This is a genomic window from Bradyrhizobium sp. JR4.1 (genome assembly GCF_040548605.1).
In the GTDB taxonomy this organism is placed as follows: Bacteria; Pseudomonadota; Alphaproteobacteria; order Rhizobiales; family Xanthobacteraceae; genus Bradyrhizobium; species Bradyrhizobium canariense.
The window spans coordinates 258,252-275,741 of record NZ_JBEPRY010000004.1; the positions used below are offsets into that span (position 1 = coordinate 258,252).

The 17,490-nt window shown below is 62.9% G+C and carries 20 protein-coding genes; 9 read left to right on the forward strand and 11 right to left on the reverse strand.

The genetic code is table 11. From position 1 onward, the window contains the following. Window position 1: 1 nt before the first annotated feature. From ABIB90_RS12740 to ABIB90_RS12770, 7 genes are all read left to right on the forward strand, one after another. The gene (locus ABIB90_RS12740) at window positions 2-580 is read left to right on the forward strand and encodes a HupE/UreJ family protein (protein ID WP_354200772.1); all 579 of its coding nucleotides are present in this window, start codon (window positions 2-4) and stop codon (window positions 578-580) included. Next, window positions 577-915: an urease subunit beta gene (locus tag ABIB90_RS12745; RefSeq protein WP_354200773.1), complete on the forward strand. Its 339-nt coding sequence runs from the start codon at window positions 577-579 to the stop codon at window positions 913-915. The genes ABIB90_RS12740 and ABIB90_RS12745 overlap by 4 nt, the downstream gene beginning before the upstream one ends. A gap of 12 nt (window positions 916-927) precedes the next feature. Continuing rightward, window positions 928-2,631 (forward strand): urease subunit alpha, encoded by a 1,704-nt coding sequence (ureC, locus tag ABIB90_RS12750; protein WP_354200774.1) that lies wholly within the window; start codon window positions 928-930, stop codon window positions 2,629-2,631. Between the two features lie 137 nt (window positions 2,632-2,768). Beyond that, window positions 2,769-3,353, forward strand: coding sequence for an urease accessory protein UreF (locus tag ABIB90_RS12755; RefSeq protein WP_354160245.1), 585 nt, complete (start codon window positions 2,769-2,771; stop codon window positions 3,351-3,353). Next, window positions 3,350-4,039 carry an urease accessory protein UreG gene (gene ureG / locus ABIB90_RS12760; protein WP_354160246.1) on the forward strand — a complete coding sequence of 230 codons (690 nt, stop codon included), beginning with the start codon at window positions 3,350-3,352 and terminating at the stop codon, window positions 4,037-4,039. Before ABIB90_RS12755 ends, ureG begins: the two co-directional genes overlap by 4 nt. Next, window positions 4,036-4,347, forward strand: a complete 312-nt coding sequence (locus ABIB90_RS12765) for a chorismate mutase (protein WP_354160247.1) — start codon at window positions 4,036-4,038, stop codon at window positions 4,345-4,347. Before ureG ends, ABIB90_RS12765 begins: the two co-directional genes overlap by 4 nt. Before the next feature lie 123 nt (window positions 4,348-4,470). Further along, complete coding sequence (locus ABIB90_RS12770; RefSeq protein WP_354200776.1) at window positions 4,471-4,686, forward strand: hypothetical protein; 216 nt, start codon at window positions 4,471-4,473, stop codon at window positions 4,684-4,686. On the opposite strand, the gene ABIB90_RS12775 is transcribed toward ABIB90_RS12770, so the two are convergent. After that, window positions 4,680-6,404, reverse strand: a complete 1,725-nt coding sequence (locus ABIB90_RS12775) for a site-specific integrase (RefSeq protein ID WP_354200777.1) — start codon at window positions 6,402-6,404, stop codon at window positions 4,680-4,682. The genes ABIB90_RS12770 and ABIB90_RS12775 overlap by 7 nt on opposite strands. 521 nt (window positions 6,405-6,925) lie before the next feature. Between ABIB90_RS12775 and ABIB90_RS12780 the strand changes: the two genes are divergently transcribed. Then, complete coding sequence (locus ABIB90_RS12780; RefSeq protein WP_354160255.1) at window positions 6,926-7,390, forward strand: metallophosphoesterase family protein; 465 nt, start codon at window positions 6,926-6,928, stop codon at window positions 7,388-7,390. Between the two features lie 20 nt (window positions 7,391-7,410). Here ABIB90_RS12780 and ABIB90_RS12785 read toward each other — a convergent pair whose 3' ends face one another. Together ABIB90_RS12785 and ABIB90_RS12790 are read right to left on the reverse strand one after the other, a co-directional pair. After that, window positions 7,411-7,599, reverse strand: coding sequence for a hypothetical protein (locus tag ABIB90_RS12785; protein ID WP_007596149.1), 189 nt, complete (start codon window positions 7,597-7,599; stop codon window positions 7,411-7,413). Next, the gene (locus ABIB90_RS12790; protein WP_354160257.1) at window positions 7,577-7,930 is read right to left on the reverse strand and encodes a hypothetical protein; all 354 of its coding nucleotides are present in this window, start codon (window positions 7,928-7,930) and stop codon (window positions 7,577-7,579) included. The genes ABIB90_RS12785 and ABIB90_RS12790 overlap by 23 nt, the downstream gene beginning before the upstream one ends. Window positions 7,931-8,073: 143 nt before the next feature. Between ABIB90_RS12790 and ABIB90_RS12795 the strand changes: the two genes are divergently transcribed. Further along, entirely contained in the window at window positions 8,074-8,334 is a 261-nt protein-coding gene (locus tag ABIB90_RS12795; protein ID WP_219681643.1) for a hypothetical protein, read from the forward strand. A 23-nt stretch (window positions 8,335-8,357) separates the two neighbouring features. Here ABIB90_RS12795 and ABIB90_RS12800 read toward each other — a convergent pair whose 3' ends face one another. From ABIB90_RS12800 to ABIB90_RS12835, 8 genes are read right to left on the reverse strand one after another with little or no spacing between them, the layout of a single operon-like run. Further along, the gene (locus tag ABIB90_RS12800) at window positions 8,358-9,425 is read right to left on the reverse strand and encodes a UDP-glucuronic acid decarboxylase family protein (protein ID WP_354160259.1); all 1,068 of its coding nucleotides are present in this window, start codon (window positions 9,423-9,425) and stop codon (window positions 8,358-8,360) included. An 11-nt stretch (window positions 9,426-9,436) separates the two neighbouring features. Continuing rightward, entirely contained in the window at window positions 9,437-10,561 is a 1,125-nt protein-coding gene (locus tag ABIB90_RS12805; protein ID WP_354160261.1) for a CgeB family protein, read from the reverse strand. Beyond that, a complete protein-coding gene (locus ABIB90_RS12810; protein ID WP_354200778.1) occupies window positions 10,558-11,646 on the reverse strand; it encodes a CgeB family protein in 1,089 nt (362 codons plus the stop codon). Before ABIB90_RS12810 ends, ABIB90_RS12805 begins: the two co-directional genes overlap by 4 nt. Beyond that, on the reverse strand, window positions 11,643-12,773 hold the full coding sequence (locus ABIB90_RS12815; protein ID WP_354160265.1) for a CgeB family protein: 1,131 nt from the start codon (window positions 12,771-12,773) through the stop codon (window positions 11,643-11,645). The genes ABIB90_RS12810 and ABIB90_RS12815 overlap by 4 nt, the downstream gene beginning before the upstream one ends. Continuing rightward, a complete protein-coding gene (locus ABIB90_RS12820; protein WP_354160267.1) occupies window positions 12,770-13,873 on the reverse strand; it encodes a glycosyltransferase family 4 protein in 1,104 nt (367 codons plus the stop codon). The genes ABIB90_RS12815 and ABIB90_RS12820 overlap by 4 nt, the downstream gene beginning before the upstream one ends. Then, the gene (locus ABIB90_RS12825) at window positions 13,870-15,156 is read right to left on the reverse strand and encodes a TIGR04295 family B12-binding domain-containing radical SAM protein (protein WP_354160269.1); all 1,287 of its coding nucleotides are present in this window, start codon (window positions 15,154-15,156) and stop codon (window positions 13,870-13,872) included. The genes ABIB90_RS12820 and ABIB90_RS12825 overlap by 4 nt, the downstream gene beginning before the upstream one ends. Beyond that, window positions 15,153-16,217, reverse strand: coding sequence for a GDP-mannose 4,6-dehydratase (locus tag ABIB90_RS12830; RefSeq protein ID WP_354160271.1), 1,065 nt, complete (start codon window positions 16,215-16,217; stop codon window positions 15,153-15,155). The genes ABIB90_RS12825 and ABIB90_RS12830 overlap by 4 nt, the downstream gene beginning before the upstream one ends. Then, the gene (locus ABIB90_RS12835; RefSeq protein WP_354160273.1) at window positions 16,217-17,329 is read right to left on the reverse strand and encodes an NAD-dependent epimerase/dehydratase family protein; all 1,113 of its coding nucleotides are present in this window, start codon (window positions 17,327-17,329) and stop codon (window positions 16,217-16,219) included. Before ABIB90_RS12835 ends, ABIB90_RS12830 begins: the two co-directional genes overlap by 1 nt. Window positions 17,330-17,490 lie beyond the last annotated feature (161 nt).

Sequence of the window (17,490 nt, forward strand, 5' to 3'; positions counted from 1 at the left end):
GATGATGCGTATCCTACCGTTCTGTGTCGTCGCGCTGAGCGTGCTTGCCTCGCCGGCCTTCGCTCATCCCATTCCGGACGCGGGCAGTTCGTTCGACGCCGGTCTCGTCCATCCATTCAGCGGCGCGGATCATCTGATTGCGATCACCTTGGTGGGAACGTGGAGCGCGCTTGTGGGCGGATCCGCGAGAGCCGTGTGGCCGCTGACTTTTCTGATCGCGATGCTGGGCGGCTTCGCTGCGGCAAGCGCAGGACTTCAGATGGGCTTCGTGGAGGCGGCGATCAGCCTCTCGGTGGTGGCACTTGGAGCGTTCGTTGCGTTCGAATTCAGGATGCCCGTGATGCTGGGCGCGGCGGCCGTGGGGCTGTTCGCGTTCTTTCATGGTCACGCACATGGAACTGAAGCCGCCTCGATGCTTGTTCCCTACCTGATCGGCTTCACAACGGCGACCGCCGCTCTTCTCCTGACCGGAATGGTCATCGGGTTCTGGGGAGCACACGCGGCCAGAAGAAGTTTGCTTCGCGCCGCGGGCGTATGCGCCGGGCTTGTCGGACTGCTGCTGCTTGGAGGCGTGGCATGATCCCCGGGGAGGTCATTCCGGCTGACGGCGACGTCGTCCTGAACGGGGACAGGACCGGACCATCGATTGCCGTAGCCAACACCGGCGACCGGCCGGTCCAGGTGGGCAGCCATTATCACTTCGCCGAAGTGAACGCCGCACTCGCGGTCGATCGATCCCTTGCCCGTGGGTGCCGCCTCGATATCCCGGCCGGGACGGCCGTGCGGTTTGAGCCGGGTCAGTCGCGCGAGGTCTCATTGATTCCGTTTGCCGGAGCGCGGCGCATCTACGGCTTCAGCGGCGGCGTGATGGGACCTCTGGAATCAGGGACCGATGCGCCCGGCGCCAACGAATAAGGTGAGGAAGATATGTCCCACACGATGAGCCGTAGCTCCTATGCGCAGATGTTCGGCCCTACGGTCGGCGACAGGGTGCGCCTGGCGGACACCGACCTGTTCATCGAGCCCGAGAGGGACCTCACGATCTATGGCGAGGAGGTAAAGTTCGGTGGCGGCAAGGTCATTCGCGACGGCATGGGACAATCGCAACTCACGCGCGCGCAGGGAGCGGTCGATACGGTCATTACCAACGCGCTGATCCTCGATCACTGGGGAATCGTCAAGGCCGACATCGCGATCAAGGACGGGCTCATTGCCGCCATCGGCAAGGCGGGCAACCCCGACATACAGCCGGGTGTCTCGATCATCATTGGGCCGGGGACAGAAATCATCGCGGGCGAGGGCAAGATCATCACCGCCGGCGGAATGGATACGCACATTCATTTCATCTGCCCGCAGCAGATCGACGAGGCGCTCTTCTCGGGCGTCACAACCATGATGGGTGGTGGGACCGGGCCTGCCGCAGGGACGACGGCGACGACCTGCACGCCGGGGCCATGGCACATCCATCGGATGCTCGAGGCGCTGGATGGGTTCCCGATGAACTTCGGCATTTTCGGAAAGGGCAATGCGAGCGTACCCGCGGGCCTGGTCGAGCAGATCGAAGCCGGCGCGTGTGGCTTGAAGCTGCACGAAGACTGGGGCGCAACGCCCGCATCGATCGACTGCTGTCTCTCTGTCGCCGACGACATGGACGTGCAGGTCATGATCCACACCGATTCCCTGAACGAAGGCGGGTTCGTCGAGAGCACGATCGCCGCGTTCAAGGGCAGGACGATCCATGCGGCCCATACGGAAGGGGCCGGCGGCGGGCATGCGCCGGACATCATCAAGGTCTGCGGCGAGAGGAACGTCATCCCAGCCTCGACAAATCCAACGCGTCCTTACACCGCCAACACGCTCGACGAAGCGCTCGATATGCTGATGGTGACCCACCACTTGGATCGCCGTATCCCGGAGGATGTCGCCTTCGCGGAGAGCCGCATACGAAGGGAGACGATCGCCGCAGAGGACATCCTGCACGATCTCGGCGCGTTCTCGATCGTGTCGTCGGATAGCCAGGCGATGGGGCGCGTCGGCGAGGTGATCACGCGGACGTGGCAGACTGCCGACAAGATGAAAAAGCAGTTCGGGCGGTTGCCGGAGGAGACCGGGCATAACGACAATTTCAGGGCTCGGCGCTACGTCGCGAAATACACGATTAATCCGGCTATCGTTCAGGGAATGTCACGTTATGTTGGCTCGCTCGAGGTCGGAAAGCTCGCGGACATCGTCATCTGGGATCCGGCGTTCTTCGGCGTCAAACCCGACATGGTCCTGAAATCCGGCGTGATCGTCGCCGCGATCATGGGCGATCCCAATGCATCGATACCGACGCCTCAACCGGAATACTACCGGCCTATGTTCGGCGCCTTTGGCCGTTCTCCCGGCAGAAATTCCGTGACCTTCGTCAGTCAGGCCTCGCTCGAAACGACGAGACAGCTGGGCTTGGCAAAGCAACTCCTGCCGGTCGCGAACACGCGATCGATCGGCAAGCATTCCATGATTCTCAACGACGCGTTGCCCCATATGGAAGTCGATCCCGAAACCTACGAGGTGCGGGCCGACGGACGGCTCCTCACTTGCCCGCCGGTGAATGTGGTCCCGATGGCGCAGCGCTATTTCATGTACTGACGCGTTGCCGGCATGGTGGTGCGATGACAGACGAAAGTTATGGACACAAGGCGCTGGCGTTCCTGAGGTTGCAGAGCTGGCTCTCGCCGGCGTTCCCGAACGGGGCCTACAGCTACTCGCACGGACTGGAGTGGGCCGTGGAGGCCGGCTATGTCTCCGATCGGCGCAGCCTGATCGATTGGCTCGAGGCCGACCTCTGTTATGGCTCCGGCCGAAACGAAGCAATCTTCTTTAACGAAGCCTACCGATGCGTGGCCGAAGGCACCGAGGACAAACTCCCGGATCTGGCCGAACTCGCAGCCGCTTCCCGCGGCACATCCGAATTCGTGCTCGAATCCGCACAACAATCGTCTGCCTGCCTTACGACCCTTCGCAGTGTCTGGCCGGATCGAATTCTGGACATGTTCTCCGACCCGAGATGTCCGCCGGTGTTGGCTGTCCTGCTCGGAGCGCGAGCGGCGCGCGAACGGATTGCCGTCGAAATCGCGCTACCGGCGTTCCTGCACAGCTACGTCGCCAATCTGGTGAGCGCGGGCGTGCGATTGGTGCCTCTCGGTCAGACCGATGGTCAGCTTGCCATCGCGGCGCTCGAGCAGGCGATCCTGTCGCGCAGTGAAATCGCAAGCCGTGAGACGGTCAACGATCTCGGTTCGGCGGGCCTGATGGTTGAGCTCGCGTCCATCGCGCACGAGCTCCAGTATACGAGGTTGTTTCGGTCATGAGAACGATTGAACGCGAGAGCAGGTCTCTCCGCACACTTGGCATTCCGGCAACCAACGGGCCACTGCGCGTCGGAATCGGCGGTCCGGTCGGTTCTGGAAAGACGGCGCTGGTCGAGGCGCTGTGCAAGCACCTACGTGATTTCTACGAGATCTACGTCATCACGAACGACATCTACACTAAGGAGGATCAGCTCATTCTGACTCGCGCGCAAGCGTTGGGGGCAGAGCGCATCATGGGAGTGGAAACGGGTGGCTGTCCGCATACGGCCATACGGGAGGACGCATCGATGAACCTGGCGGCGATCCATGACATGAACCTGAAGTTTCCGGACGCGGAGCTCTGCTTCGTCGAGTCGGGCGGTGACAATCTCGCCGCCACCTTCAGCCCGGAGCTTGCGGACCTGACCGTCTACGTGATCGACGTCGCCGCAGGAGAGAAGATCCCGCGCAAGGGAGGGCCGGGGATCATGCGATCCGATCTGCTGGTGATCAACAAGATCGATCTGGCTCCCCTGGTGGGCGCGAATCTGGAAATCATGGAAGCAGACGCACGACGGATGCGAGGCGCGCGACCGTTCGTTTTCTCCAATCTGAAGAGTGGCCAAGGTGTCGATGAGATCGCGGGCTTCATTCTGCAGAAGGGCGGGTTATCCGCCGCGACGCTGTCTGGAGGTGCCCATCGATGACGGATGATGACCAGGAGTTTGCCGGCGATCTGGCCAAGCTGCGCCGCAGCATCGACAATCTGGATGCGGCGATGGTGCACCTGCTCGCAGAACGCTTTCGCTGTACTGATGCGATCGGAGAGCTCAAGGCCAGACATGGACTGGTGTCTCGGGATCCCAGACGTGAAGCGGCGCAATTGAAGCGGCTTCGCACCCTAGCCGCCCAGAGCGGGCTCGATCCGGATTTTGTCCAGAAGCTGCATGCGCTGGTCGTGCGAGAAGTCATCACCAATCATGAGGCGATGAAGTTTGAGTTGGGCGCCGGCTAGGGCGGCGTATATCAGCGCGTGCCTATTCCGGCGAAACGAGGTCCAGCCGAGAGCGGCCACCCGACGTGCTCGAAGGTAGGGGAGAGGGGCCGCCGTTGATTGCGCTCGGGAAGTTCTCCGTGTTTGCGCAAGAAAGCGTCGTGGTCCTCTGCAGCCGACGAGAAGCCCGATAGCGCCGAGGGCGAGCGGGACGTCGACATGACGGGAAACACCGTCGGCAGCGCGACGACCGGCGCGACTGCCCTGGTCGATCACGTTCTTCCGGGGCTTCTGCCGCGCCGTCAGGCTGCGATTCGAATCGTTTTAGGTTCGCCATTCAGGCCGGCGAAAACTCAATAAGTCTTTAGGACCGTGAGCCCACCGGCGTCGGCGCGATTCTTCGCCGCGAGCAGGATCTCCCTCATCCGCTTGATCACTGGCGGTTCGAGCGCCTCGATCTTCGCCGCGATTTGCGGATCGAGAATGCCTTTGCGGCCATAACGACCGCGAACGTCGCTGGCGTGCCCGAGAATGCGGTCGCGCGTCCGCTGAGCGATGCCGCCGCTGTCGAGCCAATCGGCCATGAGGTGCCGCGTGTTGTAAAGCGTCAAGTCGGCGCGGCTCAACTTCAAAAGCTTCTTTGCGTATTGCCACGACTTGCTCAGCGGCTGAGACCAGCGCTGCGTGCCATCTTTCCTGATGTAGACGTCCCACTCGGGAAACAGGCGTTCCTCGCCCTTGTCCATCAACTCCTGCATCCGCTCGAGCAAGCCTAATTCGATCAGCAAAGGATGAACGGGAATGACCCGACCGGCCGCGTTGGTTTTGAGGTTACGCAAGTCCTGCAGGGCAACGCGTCCGCTCCGCGCATCGAATGGTCTCAGATCGAAATAGAAGAACTGATTGTCGGTCCTGATGTCGGCGCACTTGATCTGGCCAACCTCGCCCGGTCGCATGCCGGTCAAGATGCAGATCAGAAAACCCCAATAGATATGGGACTGCACCAGGTATCCGCCCGGCTGCCAGACGTGCATGCGGTTCTTGCAGCCGGTGAACAGCGGCTGCGTCAAAAGCTTGAGCAGTTCGTCATCATCGAACGCGTCGCGCGGCAGCGGTGCCAGGTTCTCCGGGTCGATGCACTCAAACGTGTAGCGCGCTCCGCTGTAGCGCTTCTCCTGGATGGTCCAATCGATGAACTTGTACAGACCGCCCCAGTACCTGCTTTTGATCGTGGTTGTGGTGACGCGGGTGAGCTCGGACCAGCCGCGGTCTTCCGCGTACTTGAAGCGCTGGAAGAGTGTTTTTGCAGCCTCGCGCGGGATGTTGCTGCGGTTCGGAATGTCGGGCAGCGCCTCGTCGAGCAGCTTCCACTTGTCGTCGGTGAGCTCGTTCATCCGGGGATCGCCAAGGAAATCGATCGCGAACTGCACGACGGCCTCGGCCTCGCCGCGGCCCTTCATCGTGTGCTGGCGCTTTCGGCTGGCCGGCCGCAGAAATTCCCGTAGCAACGAGGACATGCGATCGGAATTGCTCGCGGTCGGATCGTCGGAGTTGGTCGGCTGAGTCGGGGCAGTAACCGCGAGCGGTGCGATGGACGGCGCCAACGGGGCGACATTGGCCGGTACCAGCTGGGCCACGCGCTGAGCCACTGCGTCCTGAACGAGCCGATCGATCATGGCAACTGGATCGAAGCCGTCCCGACGTGCTGGCAAAGCCGCCTTCGGCTCCGACGCCCAGCCTTCCTTGGTTGCTTCGGTGGCCTCGCGGCGGCCGGCTTCGTAGGAACGGCGGACATTGAGCCGGGCAATGCTGGTTTCAGCGGCCTTGTTCTGGTTGACGAAGTCGACCCAAAGGGTCGGCATCTGCGGAAAGTGCATCGCGTAGGCGTAGCCGCGTTCCTGCGCCCGCGTGAGAAAGCGTCGGACCTCATGCTCGAAGGCGCAGCGCTCGGCCAAAAGCCGCTCGTCAGCCGGCGAGCCGCGGCCGACATTGGCCTGCAGCCGTACGTCGAGCACGGTTCCCATGGCTTCCAGGTCGGGAGCCTCGATCAGCTCCTGTACCCAATCGAGATTATCCACCAGCCGGCGCCTCGCCTCATTGAAGTTCCCGGTCCTGAGGCTGACACGAAGAAGGGGGAGCCCAAAGAGCCGAGCGGCCTGTTTCCCCAACCGAATCTGGAGGAAATAGCGACCGTCGCCGCGCCGGGCGAGGTAGGAGGGACGAGACACGTTGGCAGCCTTTCCGGAGGCAGCTGGCGTGAGACATCCGGATGGGATGTAACACCGTCAAATCCGCTACTCCAATCCGGCCAACGTGCTGGAAAATCTCAAGATTTTGCTTCAACTTGGACCTGGTAGCGTTTCCCTCTCCCGCTACCAAATTCCGCGATTTTGCATCCCTAATTACTATCTCCTGCGATTTTGTACTCCTGACCCGTAGCGGTCGGAGCCCCGCTTGCGGGACTGCGTTGTCCGAGAAAAAGCCTCGCGGAGCGTCCCGAACTCAGGAATCGTCATTTTTCCATCCCGGTCACGAACCAGGAGGGTGAGGAGATCGGGAAAGTGCCAATGGATGTCCTGCACTGAAGTCCCGGCCTGACATGTTGACGAGAATCGGAGTGATCTCGGATACGCACGGCCTTCTCCGGCCGGAGGCCGAGCGCTGTCTTGCGGGAGTGTCGCATATCCTCCACGCCGGTGATATCGGCGCGCCGGAGGTTCTGGAGCGGCTTTGCCGAATAGCACCCGTCACCGCCATCAGGGGAAACGTCGACGTCGGCAGCTGGGCGAGGCGCTATCCCGAAACCGAAACGGTGCACCTCGGCGCTCGTTGCTTCTATCTTCTGCACGATCTCAAGACGCTGGCCATCGACCCTGCGGCAACCGGTGTGAACGTGGTGATATCAGGACATTCGCATCGGGTGCAGGTCAACACGATCAACGGAGTGCTTTTCCTGAATCCCGGAAGCGCCGGTCCGAGGCGCTTCAAGCTGCCGATCACGCTGGCAACGCTCGATCCGGATGAGGGCGACCTGCGGCCCACCATCCATGAGCTCGACGCGTGAACGAGGTACGTGCGTCGCAGCTAGTGGGTATTCGATTTTTGCCACCGCTCCAGATCAATCGGGGGACGCTTTGGGTCGATCTGCTCCTTCTCGGGATTCCCCTGCCAAGGCTGGTCCGTCTGCCGGTGGGTTGGCAAATCGGTCTGCTGTCGCGGATCGTCGACCGGGGTTTCTCTCGGATCGTTTTCAGGTTCTTTTGCTTTCGGCATAAGCTGTCCTCTCTACAATCCGTCGATGCGGCGGCACGCGATCAGCGTACTGGCGCGGCACGGAAGTACCGATCATCATCTCGAAATTCGGGCGATCCATCGCGGGGTCATGCGCTGATGAGAGGATGGAGCGGAGCTGTTCGCGCTGCTGATCGTTGAGGCAGCCGGCTCCTGTGGAGGGGCGGCCCAGATAGTCCGTTGCCCCGGACATCTGCGGGACGGCGAACCAGACGATGAAACCCACAAACAGGACCGCGGCCACTCCCGATCCCGCCATCATCAGCTTCCGGGTGCCGTCCTTCTCCGTTTCACGCGATAGATCCTTGACCATGAACAAAAAGCCGTCGGTAGGAACTGCGGGGTCAACACGGGCAGGAATCGTTCGTTCCTACGGGCATGTATCGGCCGCCGAGGCTGGCTGCGCTGTCATATGGGCTCGCAGGACCGAAACCCTCTCATCCGCGTTTTGCTGTCATGACGCACATCATCTTCAACGACTACCGCAATCCTGCTGCCGAACAGGCCTATGAGATCGCATGGGACTTTCTCGCCCGTAGTGGAGCGATCCACGATGAATTCGATGCGTGCGTATTTCTAGCCCAACGCATCACCATGATGGTCCAGGAAGGCCAGGAAAATCGGATCCGGATGGCGAACCGCGCGATCTCCGAATACCAGTACCATCTCGAGAACCTCTGCAAGTCGGTCCGCGGCGCGGCTGCTTCACGGGCTTGAGGGCTCGCGAGGAGTTCCGCTGATCACTGCCGATCGGCGATCGTCAGCTTGCCGCGTGCCCCGGTACGTCCGCCCCGGCGCGGTGCAATGGCCGGAACGAGTGCCGGCGCTTCCCCGGCCATGCGCATGGCGAAATAGGCGATCGTCGCCTTGAGACCGTCTTTGAGCGCCACGCGCGGGCGCCATCCCAGCGCTCGAACGGCTGTGTCGATCACCGGTTTGCGGCGCTTTGGATCGTCCTTGGGCAACTCCTCGAACCGGAGCGGGGAAATTGATTCCGTGTACGCCAGCACGTCGCGCGCAATGGCCTCGATGGTGACCTCGTGGGGATTGCCCAGATTGCACGGACCGGTAATCGAAGACGAACTCTCCATGAGCAGCTGGAGGCCGTGCACGAGATCGTCGACGAAGCAGAAGCTCCTGGTCTGCGTACCACCTCCATAGATCGTGATCGGCTCTCCGCGAAGTGCCTGCACGATGAAGTTGGAGACCACGCGTCCGTCATTCTCCAGCATCCGGGGTCCGTAGGTGTTGAAGATGCGCGCGACCTTGATTTCGACCCCGTACATGCGATGGTAATCGAACATCAGCGTTTCCGCGGCCCGCTTGCCCTCGTCGTAGCAGGCCCGGGGCCCGATCGGATTGACGTTGCCGAGATAGGTTTCTGGCTGGGGATGGACCTCCGGATCGCCGTAGATCTCGCTAGTCGATGCCTGCAGCACCCGCGCGCCTTTCCGCTGCGCGAGCTCCAGCATGTTGATGGTGCCGAGCACGCACGTCTTCATCGTGCCGACCGGATCTTTCTGATAGTGACGGGGCGACGCCGGGCAGGCGAGGCTGTAGATCCGGTCGATGTCGCCCTCGATCTCGACGGGATCGCGCACGTCATGTTCGATGAAGCGAAAATTCGGATGATTGAGCAGCGGCCGGATGTTGTCGATCCTTCCCGTAAACAGGTTGTCGAGGCAGATCACGGTGTGGCCGCGCTGCAGAAGCGAGTCGCAGAGGTGGGATCCGATGAAGCCGGCGCCGCCGGCCACCAGAACGGTGGGGGAGCGGCGGGACGCGTTGATGCGGGTCTGAAGTGTCATGGTGCTGCCTTTCAGATTTGGGCGACCTGCATGGGACGCGAGGCGGGAAGTTGCGGGGCTTTCCGGCGGCGACGGACCGATGCCTCGGCATAGTAGGTCTCCACTTGCCGGGCGCGATGGTCGGAGGTGTGGTCGGCCAGAACGCGGCGCCGTGCGTTTTCCGCGATCGTGCGCCTTTGCTCCTCGGGCATGTCGCGCAGGATCTCCACGACGTCGCGGGGGCTCGATGCGAGCAGGATTTCCCGGAAAGGCTCGAAGACGGTTTCGATTCCAGGCCACCGGTCCGAGATGACGGGCGTGCCGCACGCGGCCGCTTCGAACAGCCGAACGCTGGGCGAGAAGCCGAGCGCGCGCATGTCGGCGCGGGTGGCGTTTAGCGTAAAGCGTTGCTCTGCGTAAAATCCCGGATGATGTCTGGGCGTGAGGTGCTCGATCCGGGCGACATTGGCGGGCCAGACCACCTCATCGGGATACTGCGCCCCGGCGACGACGAATTGCTCGCGTGACAGAGTGCGAGCAGGGGCGAGCAACAACTGCTCCAGAACCGGTTGCCGGTCCTCGCTATAGGTTCCGAGATAGCCTAATGCCCACTTCTTCTCCACGCGTTGTGGCGCGTAGATGTCGGTGTCGGCACTGCAATACAGCACCCGAGCCAGCGGACTGCCATAGTTCTCCTCGATCATGCCGGGCACCGGGCCGCCGGCAAAGGACAAATAAAGATCGAAGCGCGGGATCATCGCCGCGGAAAGATAGTCCAAGCCCTGCTCGAGCTTGGCAAGCGTGACTGGCGTGTCGATGTCGTAGAAGGCGGTAATCCCCCTGGCGTGGGTCGTGATCCATTCGGAGATCGCGATGCCGTCGGGCACGTAGGAGCCGATGACCACCAGATCGGCATCGCGGATTATCTTGCCGAAACGCTGCGGGATGTCCTTCAAGGATTGATAAAGCTCGACGGTCCAAGCGGAAGGCTTGGCAAGATCACGATGCTCGCGATACCAGGGGACGTCGCGTTCCAGAAACGTGACGTGGTGACCTCGTCGTGCCAGGGCTTCGATCAGGGCGCGGTAGGTCGTGGCATGACCGTTGCCCCAGGACGAAGTAACCGAAAGACCGACGACGACGATGGTGAGCTTCATTCTGCTGCCTCGATTCGCGAACTGCTTGCGGCAAAGAGATCGTTGAACTGGCGCGCGCGCTGCCGGTAGGTGTGATGGCTCAGAATGCGCGCACGAGCGCGCGCTGCGATCGCCTGAGCCCGGTCGAGGCGCAGTGCGGCAAGATGCTCTGCGACCTCGGCCCCGCTCGCGGCCACCAGCACCTCGCGATCTGGTTCGAGAAAATGATCGATGCCGTCCCACTGGTCGGTGATCAGGCAGGCTCCGGCACCGATGGCTTCGAACACGCGCGTTGGCGGCGAGAAGCCGTAGCGGGCCATGCTATCGCGATTGACGTTCAGCGTAGCCAGAGCGGAGCCGAAAAACGCGTTGTGGTCGCCGGTCCCGACATGCCCGACCTTGTGCAGATTGGCTGGCGTGTTTTTCGAGTCCCACCCCGATCCACCGAGCACGAATGTCTTGTCCGGCAATCGGCAGGCGACATCGATAAAGAACCGCTCGACGCGCTGCTCGCGATCAGGGAGGCGGTTTGCCAGCAAGCTCAGATCGCAGGTGAAGTGCGCATTGGGCGGCGCCGGAAAGTGCGTGGCGGGGTCGAGCGCATTGTAGATCGGCACGCAGTCTCGCGCGCCGATGCCGCGATAAGCGGATACGACAGCATCGCCGCCGCCATAGGTCAAAACCATGTCGTAGGACCGGATCGCATGGCGCAGATGATGGTCTGGATTGTCCGCCACCGATTCCAGCGTCGCGGGGGCATCGACGTCCCAGTAGATGCGCATCGCATTCGACGGAATTTCGGCGACCGCGTTCTCCAGCTCCCGATCGAAGACGCCGACGCCGCTGGCCTTGACCAGCATGTCGGCCGAGCGGGCCGCTTCCTCAAGCGAGCTTCGCCAGCCGTCGGGCGTCGCGGCGTAGACCACCACCTTCGCCCAGTCCGGATCGTCGATGTCGCGATGGGCCTGGCGCTCGAAGGCATCGGGCTCGAAGAATGTGACGTCGTGGCCGAGGGCCGCAATCTCCTTCAGCATGCCGCGGTAATAGGTGGCAGCACCGTTCCAGTAGGATGAGACGAGGCTGGACCCGAAGAAGCAGATCTTCATGCGGAGGCTCCGATGTATCGCAGGGGCTTTTTGGAGTGGCCTGTGGCCCGGAGGTCCTGCACGATGCCGACAAGCTGCTCCGCCCGGTGACGGCAGGTGTGACGTTCCTTGATTGTCCGGAGTCCGGTCTCCACGGTGGAGGACCATAACTCCGGGTCATCGAGCAGCGCACGAAGCGCCCGCTTCATTTCGGTGCCGTCGGAGGCGCTGAGATAGGCACCTTCCGGGAACAGGCCTTCCGCATCCGACCAGGGGGCCGAGACCAGTGGAATGCCGCAGGCCATCGCCTCGAAGACGCGAATGGTTGGAATGCCCGGAAGCAAGCGGACATAGGGGCCGCGGGGAACGTGGACAGTCGCGCGTGCGCCGGCGAAAGCGATGGGAGCCCAGTGTGCGGGCAGCCAGCCGCCATACCGAATGCCTGCCGCCTGAATGGTGTCGAGCGCCCCGTCCGAATAGCGGACGCCATAGACCCCCGCGCGCAGCTTCAGCTCGGCCACGGGTTCGACCAGAAATTCGTTGAGCTCGGTGCTGCGTTCGCCGTCGCCCCAATTTCCGATCCAGACGACATCGTCGGTGCGCTCGACATGCGGCAGCGGATGGTACAGGGCGATGTCGGCCGCCTCGTGCCAGGTGAACGCCCGGTCGGCCCAGCCGAGCTTCAGATAGATTTGACGAAGGACCTCGCCGAAGGCGAGCACACCGTCGAAGCCGTCGAGGTCGAACTGCGCAAGTTCGTCCGGTGCGCTAACGGCGCGATGATGGGTGTCGTGGAACAGCAGCGTGAACGGAGCGCCGTGAGCCCGTCTCGATCCGATGTCTGCGATTAGATCAGGCGAATTCCATTCGTGGACGACGACGAGATCGGCGCCGTGCAAGGCTTCATCGAGATTAAGGGAGGCATCGTAGCGGCGGATGCCGATGCCGGGAAATAGCGTTGGAATATCCTCCATCGTTTGACTGCCACCCTCGCGGATCGCATTCAATCGGCTCCAGCCGTCGATCGGCTCGAACACGACGACTTCATGACCGAGCGCGTGAAGTTCGCGGGCATAGCCGCGCAGGAAATGGGCATTGCCGTTGTTCCAGCAGGAGGTGAACGCGTGGTAGAACAGAACGCATTTCATGCGCGTACCTCCATGGGGGCGGGCGCGTGATGGTCAGCAAGCAGCTCCTCGTAGAGGCTGAAATAGGCGCTCGTGGTTCGGGTCAGCGAGTAGGTCAGGGAATGCTCAAAGGCGGCACGTTGCAGCCGCACTCGCTCGCGATCGTCGGTGCACAGATCCGCGAGTGCTCGATGCAGCGCCTTGCTGTCGGTGGGGTCGACGAACAGCGCGGCCCCGCTCCACAATTCCCTGAAAGTGGGAATGTTGGACAGGACGAGAGCGCATCCCGCCGCCGCGGCTTCCAGAACGGAGAGGCCGAACGGCTCATAGAGCGCGGGGCTGGCAAAGATAGCGGCGTGCTGCAAGTGCGCGCGCATGGCTTCGTGAGGCAAATGCCCGAGCCAGGTGACGGAAGCCGAAGGGCACTCGTTCGCCGGCCCGGCCACCTGAACGGGCCAGTCCAGCCCAGGCGCGGCAGTCGCCAGGACCTCGATGTTCTTGGCGCGGTCCCAGAGCCGGCCCGCCGCAAAGATCATGTCTTGCTTCTGTCCCGCGAGACCCTGAGGGCCAATTCCATTCCAGATCACGATGCCGCGCGAGCGAGGCCGATAAATTTCCGCAATGTCGTCGTGGAAGGACTGGCTGGGACAAACCCAGGCCTGTGCCGTGTCGAGTGCGGCCGTCACCCGCTCGGTGTAGCCGCGCCATTTCGGTTCGCCGAGCCAGCTCGTATCGCGGCAGGCGAGCCCCCAGGAGTTGACGCAGGAATGTGCGACGACGACCACCGGAGCGCGCCAAGCGAAGGTCGCCTCGCGAAAACTATTGAGGTGAACGACGTCGGGCCTGATTCCGGTTTCGAGCTTCGCAAGGACGCGCCTGGCCTGGGGCAGATCTCGTCCTTCCGGGTCCTGCCATTCGAGTGCAAGGTCCGTTTCGATCAGGCGGACCCGCGAGCCACGCAGCATCTCAAGCTGGCCGGCTCGCGCGCGCGGACCCATCGTCACAAGGGTGACGTCGGCGCCCTTCGCAGCAAGGGACGAAGCAAGAGAGGACGAGTAGGTCCAGACGCCCCCGACGGTATCGGTCGTCATCAGGATCCTGAGCTGCGAGCTGCGGCTCATGATGTCACCTGCAGTTCGAGAGTCTCGAGCGGGACCGGGCGATCGTTCTGCACGTCGCTGAACTGGTCGAACATCGCAAGATAGTGCCGGTGTGCGCGCTCCCAGGCGAAATCGTCGGGCTCGCCCCACAGCTTTCGATAATCCGGCGAGCCCGGATAGGGATACAGCGGGACCGGATCGTTGGCCCAGATGCCGGCATCCTGCATGGTGCGGCGCCAGCGCTGCACGACGGGATCATCGTCCTCGGGGACTTCGATCAAATTGGCCTGCACGAAAGGAACGTGACGGCGCGCTTCGACCAGCCGTTCGGCAAGCTGGTCGGTCGTCATCTTGCAGTTCTTGGCGAGCGCGGCGCGTCCTTCGACGGTCAGGCTCTCGATGCCGGCTTCAATCGAGACGCAGCCGGCGCGGCCGAGCAGAGCCAGCATATCCGGCCTCCAGAGGTCGATGCGGGTCTGCACTCCGAACTTCAGCCCGCGTGTGGTCAGCCCTTCCAGCAGTTCCGCGTTCGGAAGGAAAATCTCGTCGATGAAATAGACGTATTCGATGCCCTGATGACGCAGGCCGTCGATCTCTTCGAGAACGATGGAGGCAGGCCGCTTGCGGTAAGCGTTGCGGAAATTCTCCTTGGCGCAGAAGGTGCAGTTGTACGGACATCCCCTGGACGACTCGACCTCGGCTCCCGGCGCCTGCGGCTCGGCTTCGAAACGATGATGGTGATGATGGTGCCGCCGGATCATCTCCTCCGGCCAGTCGAGCGGCGGCTGATCCTTGAACGCGACGGCCTGCGGGCCGCCATTGACACGGAGCGATGCGCCATCGGCGAAGCACAGGCCCGGAAAGTCCCGCTCGCCATTGGCGAGACGCAGCAAGGACGCCTCGCACTCGCCCATCACGACGATGTCGGTGCCGAGCTTTCGAAGCGCGGTCCTTGGCACAGTCGAGCCATGCGGGCCCACCGCGATGAGGATCGGAGCCAAATCGCGCACCGCCATCGCGAGCTCCTGCGGAACGCGGAGCTCGGGAGGGGCACAGCGCCAGAACAGATAGGTCGGTGCCGTCGTGATGACGATCTGGTCGGGGCCGAACGCGCGCAGCTCGGCTTCGATATCGGCGAGGGAAAGATCGAACATGTGGGCGTCGAGCAGCAGCGTCTTGTGCCCGGCCGCCTTCAGGTAATGCTCGGAGATCCCGAGTTCGAGCGGAAGGTGAGGGGATCGGCAGCCGAAATAGATGCTGCCGCCAAAATCCCAGTTTGGATTGATGAGGGCAACACGCGTCATGCCAGCGCCTCGCGGTTGCCTTGTGACGATCCGAACCGGCCGTCCAGCCAGGTGTGAAGGGATCGGAGGCCGTCTGCGAACGAAACCTGAGGCGCCCAGCCGAGCGCGCTGGAGAGCGCGCGCGTGTCGGTGACGTACCAGGGCTGATCCCCCGGCCTCCAATCAGCAAAGCGATAGGCCACCTTGCGGCCGGTCAGATCGGTGATGCGGTCGATCAATTCCAGCAGACTGATTGCGTTGGCCGGACCGCCGCCGAGATTGAAGACGCGTCCACGGGCGAGCGCGATGCCATCGAGCACGGCGAGCCAGGCCGAGGCCGCGTCGGAGACGTGAAGCGCATCGCGGACCTGATGGCCGTCGCCATAGATCGTCAGCTCCTGGCTGCGGATGGCGCTCAGCAGGAAATGCGCGATCCAGCCCTGATCCTCGGTGCCGAATTGACGGGGCCCATAGATGCAGCTCATCCGCATCACGACGGTCTGGAGGCCATAGACCCGCGCATAGTCGTGGACGTATTGATCCGCCGTTCCCTTGGAGCATCCATAGGGACTGTAGAAGTCGAGCGGCGCATTTTCCGAGATGCCGGCGGCGAGCAGGTCGCTTGTCGGCGTGTAGCGCCGGCCGGTGAGCGCGATGTCGCCATCGTCGATCAGGCGTCCGTAGACCTTGTTGGTCGAGGCGAACACGATCGGCGCTGCGTTGTTGTGGAGGCGCACGGCTTCGAGCACGTTCAAAGTTCCTCGCGCGTTGATCTCGAAATCGGCGGCCGGATCGCTCACGCTGTCGGTGACGGCGACCTGGGCGGCCAAGTGCAGCACGGCGCGGGCTTCGCGTACGGCGTCGATCACCGGGATCGGCTCGCGAATATCGGCCACGGTGATTGTGACCCGGTCGCCATGCCGGGACTTCAGCCACTGCGCATTCTCCCGCACGCCGGCGCGGGCGAGATTATCCAGGATCAGCACCGGCTCGCCGCGCTCCGCGAGGCGGTCGGCGAGGTTGCAGCCGATAAACCCGCATCCGCCGGTGATCAGGACGGGTCTGTTGTCTCGTTCACTCATCACGCGACCAATCCTCGTTGCTGCAGCTCCCTGGTGGCTCGCTCCGCCTGATCGTCAGCGATCTGGTCGGCGAGATATTCCGCCAGCTCTTCGAGCCCGTTCTTGAATGCGACGCGAGGCTCGAAGCCGAGCACGTCGCGGGATTTTCCCATGTCGGCGAAGCAGTGCCGGATATCCCCGGCGCGATATTTCCGCGTCAGCTCCGGCGCAATGTCGCGGCGCCCCATGACTTCGGCCAGATCCTCCGCGACCGACAGGATGGTGCGACTCTGGCCCGAGCCGACGTTGAAGACGTCCTGCGCGTGCTCCGCCTCCAGCGCCAACCGGCAGGCGCGGGCAACGTCATGGACATGGACGAAATCGCGGCGCTGCCGGCCGTCCTCGAAGACGAGGGGAGGGCGGCCGTTGAGCAGCCGGGCGGCAAAGATGGCCAGCACGCCGGTATACGGATTGGACAGGGCCTGACGCGGCCCGAACGCATTGAAGAAGCGTAGCGCCACGGTCGGGATGCCATAAGCCTTGCCCGTGATCAGGCACATGCGCTCCTGCGCATATTTGTTGAGCGCATAGATCGAGCTCAGCGAAGGCTGCTTTGTCTCCGGCGTAGGGACAGGATCGAGCGGGTTACCGGCTGCATCGCGCAGCTCCCAATCGCCGCGGCGAAGCTGCTCGACCGCCCGCTCCTCGCAGGCGACCACGCTCTGATCGGCGCTCCGGTAAAGGCCCTCGCCGTAGATGCTCATGGACGAGGCCACCACGAGCCGCGCGACCGGGCGCTTGGACAGTGTCTGCAACAGCACGGCGGTACCGAGCTCGTTGGTTCTGACGTAGGGTTCGATGTCGTACATGCTCTGGCCGACGCCGACTGCTGATGCGAGATGCAGGACCATGTCGGTGCCGCGCAACGCATGATCGACCGCGAGAGCGTCGGTGACGTCACCGACGACGAGCTCCGCGTCTTTGGCAAGATAGGCGGGACGCTGGCGGTTGCCTCCGTGGACCTGCGGCGAGAGATTGTCGAGCAGGCGGACTTCATAGCCGGCCGCCAGCAGCGCGTCGGCCGCATGCGACCCGATGAATCCCGCACCTCCAGTGATCAATACTCGCGTCATTCACCGCTCCGTGCCGCCGTGAGATCGATCCTGCGGGATCAATCCGTGATGAGAATGAAAGCGCGCTGCTGTTCTGGTCGGGCGACCGGCGCGCCAGTCACATTTGGAATTAGAAGCGATGCAAGGAATGTTCGTTCCTGCGAAACCTACAAACGAATATT